The organism is Exiguobacterium sp. s168 (assembly GCF_018619035.1).
In the GTDB taxonomy this organism is placed as follows: Bacteria; Bacillota; Bacilli; order Exiguobacteriales; family Exiguobacteriaceae; genus Exiguobacterium_A; species Exiguobacterium_A acetylicum.
In genome coordinates, this window is sequence record NZ_JACSNE010000036.1 from 21,304 (window position 1) to 28,308 (window position 7,005).

The 7,005-nt window shown below is 36.3% G+C and carries 7 protein-coding genes; 2 read left to right on the top strand and 5 right to left on the bottom strand.

The features are described from left to right. Window positions 1-40: 40 nt before the first annotated feature. Entirely contained in the window at window positions 41-1,564 is a 1,524-nt protein-coding gene (locus KNQ15_RS15585) for a multicopper oxidase domain-containing protein (RefSeq protein ID WP_214730019.1), read from the bottom strand. A 187-nt stretch (window positions 1,565-1,751) separates the two neighbouring features. On the opposite strand from KNQ15_RS15585, the gene KNQ15_RS15590 reads away from it, so the two are divergent. Next, complete coding sequence (locus KNQ15_RS15590; RefSeq protein ID WP_029343434.1) at window positions 1,752-2,324, top strand: YdhK family protein; 573 nt, start codon at window positions 1,752-1,754, stop codon at window positions 2,322-2,324. 60 nt (window positions 2,325-2,384) lie between these two features. Here the strand turns inward: KNQ15_RS15590 and KNQ15_RS15595 are convergent, their stop codons facing one another. From KNQ15_RS15595 to KNQ15_RS15610, 4 genes are read right to left on the bottom strand one after another with little or no spacing between them, the layout of a single operon-like run. Further along, a complete protein-coding gene (locus KNQ15_RS15595; RefSeq protein WP_214730020.1) occupies window positions 2,385-3,056 on the bottom strand; it encodes a response regulator transcription factor in 672 nt (223 codons plus the stop codon). Beyond that, entirely contained in the window at window positions 3,053-4,369 is a 1,317-nt protein-coding gene (locus tag KNQ15_RS15600) for a sensor histidine kinase (protein ID WP_050678843.1), read from the bottom strand. Before KNQ15_RS15600 ends, KNQ15_RS15595 begins: the two co-directional genes overlap by 4 nt. Before the next feature lie 52 nt (window positions 4,370-4,421). Then, entirely contained in the window at window positions 4,422-5,228 is an 807-nt protein-coding gene (locus KNQ15_RS15605) for a hypothetical protein (protein WP_214730021.1), read from the bottom strand. Between the two features lie 37 nt (window positions 5,229-5,265). After that, a complete protein-coding gene (locus KNQ15_RS15610; protein WP_034786404.1) occupies window positions 5,266-5,964 on the bottom strand; it encodes a cytochrome c biogenesis CcdA family protein in 699 nt (232 codons plus the stop codon). Window positions 5,965-6,194: 230 nt separating this feature from the next. Between KNQ15_RS15610 and KNQ15_RS15615 the strand changes: the two genes are divergently transcribed. Then, window positions 6,195-6,914, top strand: coding sequence for a peptidoglycan DD-metalloendopeptidase family protein (locus tag KNQ15_RS15615; RefSeq protein WP_047395615.1), 720 nt, complete (start codon window positions 6,195-6,197; stop codon window positions 6,912-6,914). Window positions 6,915-7,005 lie beyond the last annotated feature (91 nt).

Below are 7,005 nucleotides of genomic sequence, written 5' to 3' on the forward strand. Positions count from 1 at the left end.
CTTAGTTTGTGAAGAAAAGATGAAAATATTCACCTATTTTTTAGTCCACTTTCAACTGACCCATCATTCCGTTCTCTTCATGTTCAAGGATATGGCAATGGTACATGAATACCCCTTTTTCCTTGAAAGTCATCTGAATCTTAACTCGTTCATCTGGTTTTATAGCGATAGTGTCTTTTAGACCTGCTTCTTGATTATCCAGTTTCTGTCCGTTTCGCTCTAATACTTTGAATTGGACTCCATGAATGTGGAAGGGATGAGTCATTCCACCCATCATGTCTTTTTTATTATAGACCTCCCAAATTTCGGTTTCTCCTTGTTTCGCTTTAATATCGATTCTCTTCTCATCAAACTTTTTCCCATTGATTTCAACATTTTTGCCCATCCCGAAAAGAGTTAACTTTTGATTCACCGTAGACAAGGTCTTTAGCGGCTTTTCATATCCACTTTTCGGCGCCAATGCACTTAGGTTCGTCCCTTGTTTATCCTCCAGCTTGAAGTTAACGACCCTTACTCCATTCGTCTCAAATGAAACAGTCTCACCAATTTTTCTTTTTGAAAAGTCTACCAATACCTCTATACGTTCGCCTGGACTTAATTCAATTTTCTTTACGTTTTTCGGTTTTGAGATGTAACCACCATCATCAGCAATTTTTTTAAAGGATGAACCGTCAGATAGCTTCACTACGTAGTTACGTGCATTGGAGCCATTTATCAATCTGACTCTAAGTTGCGAATATTTTACGTTGAAATATGGATTAATCGTACCGTTTACGAGGAGGGTATCGCCTAAAGCCCCATCTGTTTTTTCTACATCAGCATATCCAAGGACATTCCTGTTTTTAACTTTTCGATCTTGAAGAATTAATGGAATATCATTTTCACCATATTTTTGAGGTAGCATCGTCTCTTTAGTTTTTTCATCTTTTACGTACAACAATCCTGCTAACCCCTTGTATACTTGTTCAGCAGTTTTCCCCATTGGATGTGGATGAAACCACAATGTCGATTCATCTTGCTTCACTTTAAACTTTACTACCTTCGTTTCACCAGCTTTCACGACCTGATGTGGTCCGCCATCTACGGATGATGGTACAACAAGACCGTGCCAATGGAATGTAGTCGCTTCTGATAAGCGATTCACCGTACGGATTGTTACCATTTTTCCTTTTTTCAATTCCACTACAGGACCTAAATAATTTCTGTTATATCCTAGAGTTTCAGTTTTTTTACTATCTCGGAAGAACTGTGTCTCCCCTTGTTTAGCGACAATCGTGTATTGAATGGAATTCTTGGTTTCACGATCGGATTTTAGCATCTTAGGGATGTTCAATCGTCGCTCTTTTTCTTCAGTTGATTTTAAATCGACACTCGCGCCATGTCCCATACCTTCCATCATAGTCTGATTTGTAGTAGTGTTCCCTCCATTCATCATAGATTTCATGTGCTGTTTGTTATTTGGCATAGTACCTCGGATAAAAAGTAAATACGAACCGCCCACTATAATCACTATAATCATGAGAGTAAAGATACCGATAGTTGCGATTAACCATCTTTTCTTCACATGGATCATTCCCTTCAATTAATTATTATCTTTAACTTAAAGAATGATTGTGAAAAAAATATGTCTTTCCACCCATGAATTTTATAGTTTTTTTCAATGTGTTACTTTTCTGCTCTCTGCAATGTTTCTGCAAATTTATGTGATAGAGTCTATGGAAAGCATAAAAAAACAATTGGAGGTAATTTTTATGAAATTAAAGAAAAAGATTTTTATGACAACTATGGCTGCTTCGCTTTCTTTAGCACTCGCTGCGTGCGGAAGCAATGGTGATGATTCTAAATCAACAGGAAGCATGGATAAAAATATGGACGGTATGGATCATTCGACGATGGACATGTCTGGATCGAAAGAGGTTCCGAAAGGGCTCCAAGAGGCTAAAAACCCTAAATTTAAAGTTGGCGACATGGCGATGATCAAAGAAGCACATATGGAAGGCATGAAAGGGGCCGAGGCTAAAATTGTAGGAGCTTATGATACTACTGCTTATAGCATTTCTTATGACCCTACAAATGGCGGGAAACGCGTCACGAATCATAAATGGATTATTCAAGAAGAGATTGTAGATGCCAAGTCATCTCCTTATGAAGTAGGCGATGAAGTAAAAGTAGACGCGGATCATATGAAAGGAATGAAGGATGCTACGGCCACTATCGACTCAGCTAAGCAAACAACAGTGTATATGATTGATTTCGAATCGACTACAGGTGAAGAAGTGAAAAATCATAAATGGGTGACTGAAGACGAACTATCTGCAGAATAAACGATAAACAAGAGAGGAACGGTTTTTTAACCGTTCCTCTCTTGTCTTATTTCTCCTTATTTAAGGAACCCACTTGTAACCAATTCCCCATACTGTGCGAAAGTGTTCTTCAATAGGAAACTCGAGTTTCCTAAGTTTTTCTCTTAAGTTTCTTACATGAGAGTCGACCGTTCGTTCATCTGTCCACTCATTTGCTAACCATAAACTTGAGAGCAGTTCCTCTCTTGAATAGACACGTTCTGGATTTTTTAATAACTTAGCAAGTAATGAAAATTCCTTTGGCGTGACTTTGACTAAATGATTATCATAATACAGCTCATGGGCGTCTACATTTAAGATTAGACCCGACGATTCGATTTTTGATCCTGAAGAAACTGTAGTTCGTCTGAAAATCGATTGAATTCTTGCCTTCAATTCCGCCTCGTCGAACGGTTTCACAATGTAATCATCTGCTCCCAGTTGTAATCCTTTTACGATTTCTTCTTTTCCGTCGAGTGCTGTCAATAAAATGATTGGTACATTCGAAACTTCCCTTATCCTTTGACAGGTCTCAAAACCATCCATTAAAGGCATCATCACATCCAATATGATTAAGTCAGGCTCATCTACATCAATCAAGTTCAATATCTCTCTTCCGCTGTTCAGCTTAATACAGGTATAACTGTCTTGCAGATAGAGTTCAATCAGTTCTAACATTCGATTCTCATCATCTACCAAAGCAATGGTTCTCATCCTGGAATCCCCCTCAAGTCAATGACAACTTTCAGCCCGTTTTCTACATTAATAGCTACGATGGTCCCTTTGTGCGCTTCAACTATTTCTTTCGTGATAGCCAAACCGAGCCCAGTACCTCCTGTTTCACGATTTCGTGAAGAATCTACTCGATAAAAACGATCAAAAAGATACGGGAGTGATTGCTCATCCACACCACCACCTTCATCCGTAACTTCAATAAAGTTTTCATCAAGTTTTAAAAATACGCGTTTGTTCGCATGTGTATATTTTAGCGCGTTATCCAGTAAATTTAAGAGAACCTGATCAAATCTAGCTTGGTCTATCTCTTTGTAGATGGGAGTTTTATTAATTTGAAGAATTAATTTCACTTGTTTCTCCTCAAATTTAAAAATTATTCTTTCACTGATTTTTTTTAAGAAATCATTCATCTCTGTGATCTGAGGATCTATTTGAAAATGTGGCTCTTCCAATCTAGCAAGTTCAAACAAATCCTCAATCAGTTCTTGAAGTCTTTCGGATTCCTCATAGATAATATCTCCAAATCTCGATTCGTCTTTTTTGAGGAGTCCTGCATATCCCTTAATGTAGGTAATCGGCGTACGCAATTCATGTGTGATTGAAGTCAGAAATTGCTTTCTTGTATTTTGAATGTGACGTAAATCAACAGATAACTTAGTGATCGCTCGTGCTAAATCTCCTACTTCGTCGCTTCTCTCAGCTTCTCTGATTTTCAGCACCTCGCCTTTACTTAACTTTACCGTTGCCTCTTTCATTGATAAAAGTGGCTTTATAATGATATAACTCAAAAAATAAACACTTACTAATAGAAAAAGTACTAACAAGAATAGAGAGAACACTACTTGTTGTTTCAATTCCCCCATCAAATGCTGTATATACTTCGTCGGCTCTAACATGATTATTTGACCGCCATCTTCAATATTACTCACCGTCACTAAAAATTTGCCCTCTCTCCAATTACCTTCTACGATTCCATCCTTTTTTTGAATCCAATCCGGGTTCAAAAATTGTTCAGCGTCGTTAGATGAATCGACGACTTGATTATTTTTGTCTAAGATAATCACATCAGTCATCGCCTTTTCCTCCATTAAAACAACGTGTTCAACTGTTTGCTTGTCGAAGTTAGTGGAAAGAACATCTCGATGACTATTGCCTCTCTCTTGAAGGCTCTCCAGTTCACTTTCTACTTGTTGATGCTCAAGAATGTTGTATACAATAGCAGATGAGAGAATGAAAATCATGAGAATCCCGAAAAAATAAAATAACGTTATTTTAAATGAAAGTTTATTCATAAAGTACCTTTCTCATTTAAGATGATTACATATAAAAACAAACTGTTGAGATTTAGAAAAGAAAGTATTCTTCATTTAGGCGATACACAAAAGAGCTTTTATCATTTGATTCTTTTAAAAGGACAATTCCTTGAATATTGCTCCACAAATAATTAGCGAAATCATAATCACTAAAAATAGCCTCACGAGTAGAATGCGTCATGAAACATTCTATTTTTGTAATCGTATACATTCCCTCCGAATCACGTTGATAATCGAAAGAAAAAGAACCCTTTATATTAAGCCTTTGAGCAATTATTGCTACGCACTCCTCTAAAATCGAGTTGGCAAACACCTCGTATGAAAGAACAGTATCTTGGTACCGTTCATACTCTTCTCTCATAAAACAGCAAATCACTTCACTAGATCGATAATCGACATATGCATCAATTTTCCCCACCTTTACACCTTCAGGCGCATTCTTTATCTGGTCAAAAGAATAAGTGAAAGTATTACCTTGAACCGAAAATGAATCATGAAGTACTGTTTTATCCCAGTCAAAGGATGTTATAAACGCTACGTTATTTTTTCTCATTTTCAACTTATGTTTTGATAACGTAGATGCTTCTTGTTCGCTTAAAGGGATAATCCAGCCTATTTCTTGAGAAGTACAATATTCAATCAGATTACTAATATACCCTTCTTCTGATTCTTTTTTTGAAAATGAATCAAAATATTTAAAATCAGGAAATAGCTTTCGAACCCATCCTTCTTTTGAAGAAATATGAATATCTATACTTACAGGTTTAAGTTGTTTTATGTTCTCCATCAATTTCCAGTTTTCCTCTACTCCCATTATCAGGACATTTTCACGAGACATTTACGATGCATCTCCTTTCGAAATAGAAAATAGAGCGTCAGAACCCTCTAAACCCTGTAAAATCAATCAATATTGTAGTTAGTTTCGTCAGACCATCGAAATACAATATGATACCTAATAAAATCATAAACCAGCCACCTATTTTCATAACCTTTGAAGAATAATTCATTAAGTATCTGGATTTCCCGACCAAAAACGACATCAAGAAAAATGGAATAGAAAAACCTAGTACATAAAAGAGCATATATAAAAATCCATTACTAGGATTCGTGGCGATCAAAGCAATAACTCCAGCGAGGATTGGTCCTGTACAAGGAGTCCATCCAGCAGCCGATCCGACTCCGACAATAAACGTTCCGATATAACCACGCTTTCTTTTTCCTAAGTTCATTCTTCGCTCTTTAAGTAAAAATATTGGGGTCCACAGACCAGTTAAAATAACACCGAATATGAATAAAATAAGTGCACCGCTCATCCGTAGAACATCTTTATACACTATAAAAAAATCAGCCAAATATGACGTTGAAAAACCCATCACTAAAAATACGCTCGAAAATCCAAGTAAGAAAACGAATGTATGGGGAACACCATTCCAGTTCCACTTTTTATTTTCTTTTAACTCTGTAACTGAAATTCCTGTAATGTAAGATAGAAAAACAGGATACAAAGCTAGGCAACATGGCGAGATAAAAGATAAAAACCCTGCCCCAAAAGCTAACAAAAAAGATAACTCCATCAAATTCCTCCCGAACTCTAAAAAATAAATCTTTTTTTAAGATGTATAAAAAAGAAATGTGTTTAATTTTAATCATAAAATCTGTTTGTGAAAAACCTATGCATTTTTTGATTAAATCTCGTATCAATTTTTGAAATGAATTTGATACACTTTTTTGTAATATAGTGATGCTATACTCCTTTTAACAAATCGTTTGTCACCGTATCTTTATCTTTAAAGGAGTACAACTAATGAAAAACAAGGTAATACTTATCGCTTCTAGCGTCTTACTCACAACAACTTTTTCAATGCATAGCCCAAAAGTTGAAGCAAGTAGTGCATATAAAGTAAAAGTAAAGACAGACGATCTCCGTGTTCGGACTGGTCCTTCTCTCAATTACAATATAGTCGGCGTGACTAACACTGGTCAGACTTTTTCTTATTTAGGAAAAAAAGGAGCTTGGACAAAAGTACTTTACAAAGGGAACACACGGTATATCTATAGTTCTTACCTAAAAAAATATAAGAGCCACGTTGCAAAAAAAATGACGTATAATGAGTCTCTTTTTGCTTCTCCTACTAAAGGGAGGCTGACCCAAGGATACGGAAAATCTAATGGCGCTTACGGTTATACATTCCATAATGGCGTTGATCTAGCTGCAACAAAAGGCACACCTGTCTATGCTTCTGCGAGTGGAAAAGTCACTACCTCTAAAAACAGCGGTGCATATGGTAAACACGTTATGATTTCACATAGTCTAAAGAATCAAAAATACGTAACCGTTTATGCTCATATGAATAGTCTTTCGGTAAAAAGTGGTCAGACAGTCTCTAAAGGTATGAAGATTGGAACAGTTGGGAATACAGGAAACTCGTTCGGAAATCATTTACACTTTGAGATTCATAAAAACAGTTATAAATACAGCAGTTATTCTGCAGCGAATAGTGTCAACCCATTGAACTATTTGTAACCGACGAATTGTAATATTAAGTGCAACACCTAGCTGAAAACACAAAAAAAACCCATAACGACCTCGTGTAGAATAGAGTTACCACACCAAA

Coding starts and splice junctions, on each gene's coding strand:
- KNQ15_RS15590 (WP_029343434.1), top strand. CDS start 1,752: ATGAAATTAAAGAAAAAGATTTTTATGACAACTATGGCTGCTTCGCTT.
- KNQ15_RS15595 (WP_214730020.1), bottom strand. CDS start 3,056: ATGAGAACCATTGCTTTGGTAGATGATGAGAATCGAATGTTAGAACTG.
- KNQ15_RS15600 (WP_050678843.1), bottom strand. CDS start 4,369: ATGAATAAACTTTCATTTAAAATAACGTTATTTTATTTTTTCGGGATT.
- KNQ15_RS15605 (WP_214730021.1), bottom strand. CDS start 5,228: ATGTCTCGTGAAAATGTCCTGATAATGGGAGTAGAGGAAAACTGGAAA.
- KNQ15_RS15610 (WP_034786404.1), bottom strand. CDS start 5,964: ATGGAGTTATCTTTTTTGTTAGCTTTTGGGGCAGGGTTTTTATCTTTT.
- KNQ15_RS15615 (WP_047395615.1), top strand. CDS start 6,195: ATGAAAAACAAGGTAATACTTATCGCTTCTAGCGTCTTACTCACAACA.